1 protein-coding gene is annotated in these 1,312 nt (G+C 64.6%); it reads right to left on the bottom strand.

Going from position 1 to position 1,312, the window contains the following annotated elements:
• Window positions 1–56 precede the first annotated feature (56 nt).
• The coding region (locus GY725_00835) for a sigma-54-dependent Fis family transcriptional regulator (protein ID MCP4002715.1) at window positions 57–1,312 on the bottom strand (1,256 nt) is incomplete at its 5' end.

Genomic DNA, 1,312 nt, shown 5'->3' with positions numbered 1-1,312 from the left:
CCCGCTACCGCATACGGTGCGATGCACGAGTGCAAACTCGCGTATGCACCTCCGCGTTACGGAACAAACTGGTTGCGGTCCAGCTCCAGCGAGCGCATGATCCGCTGGAATGCGGCGCGGGTCAGGCCGCACTTGTCGGCGGCGTGGGTCACATTCCCACCGCTCTTGGCCAGCGCCCGCTCGATGAACCGGCGTTGGAAGGCCTGCAAGGCTTCCTGCTTGCCGTCCTCGTAGGACAGCCCTTCGAGGTTTTGCGTGAACCACGGTCCTTCGTTTTCGCCGAGGCCGAGGTGTTCCGGCAGGATCTCTTCGTCGCGTACGAGTACCAGGGCACGCTGGACGCAGTTTTCCAGTTCGCGAACGTTGCCCTTCCAATTGTGCCCCTTCAGCTCCGAAATCGCTGCGGCCGAAAGGTAGGGCGGGCAAGTTGCGTGGGCCGCGATCTGACCCGAGTACTTGGCGAGGAAGTGCGTGGCCAGCGGGAGAATGTCCTCAACCCGCTCGCGCAACGGCGGCAGGTCGACAGTCACGACGCGCAGACGATAGAGCAGGTCCTCACGGAACTCGCCGTCCGCGACACGCTTGCCCAGATCCCGGCCGGTGGCAGCGACGAGCCGAAAATCCACAGGTTTGGCGGTCGTCGTGCCCAGGGGAACGACGGTTTTCTCCTGAAGCACTCGCAGCAGCTTGCCCTGGAATGCCGGGGACATGAGGGCGATCTCGTCGAGGAACACGGTGCCGCCGTCGGCCCGGCTGAAGATGCCCTCGCGATTCCGGTCCGCCCCGGTGAAAGCGCCCTTCCGGTGTCCGAACAACTCGGATTCGAGCAAAGTGTCGGGAAGTGCGGCGGAGTTGACGGCGAGGAACGGCCGATCGCGCATCTCGCTCTGGTCGTGGATCGCACGGGCGACCAACTCCTTGCCGCTCCCGCTTTCCCCCTGGATCAGCACGGACATCGGCGTCGGGGCGACCTTGCGCACCAGATCGAGCACAGACGTCATTCGCGGATCTTCGGCGATGATCAGCGGCCCATCCTCGCCCGGCGATGGCTTGAGCCGGCTGGCCTTCTCCCGAATCACCGCCTCCTGTCCGTAGCGCACGATCGTCTGCAGCACCTCTCCGTTGTCGAACGGCTTGGTGATGAAGTGGACGGCCCCGCGCCGCATCGCCTCGACCGCAAGCTCGATGGTCCCGAAGCCGGTGATCAACACGACGTGCGTTTCGGGGTACTTTCGTCCCAGGGCGGAGAGAAGCTCGACTCCCGACATCCCTTCCATGGCGATGTCGGACAGCACGACGTGCGGTACCCAGT

The sequence above is a fragment of the bacterium genome, assembly GCA_024226335.1.
Lineage (GTDB): Bacteria > Myxococcota_A > UBA9160 > SZUA-336 > SZUA-336 > JAAELY01.
This window is presented reverse-complemented; position numbering and strand designations above follow the sequence as displayed.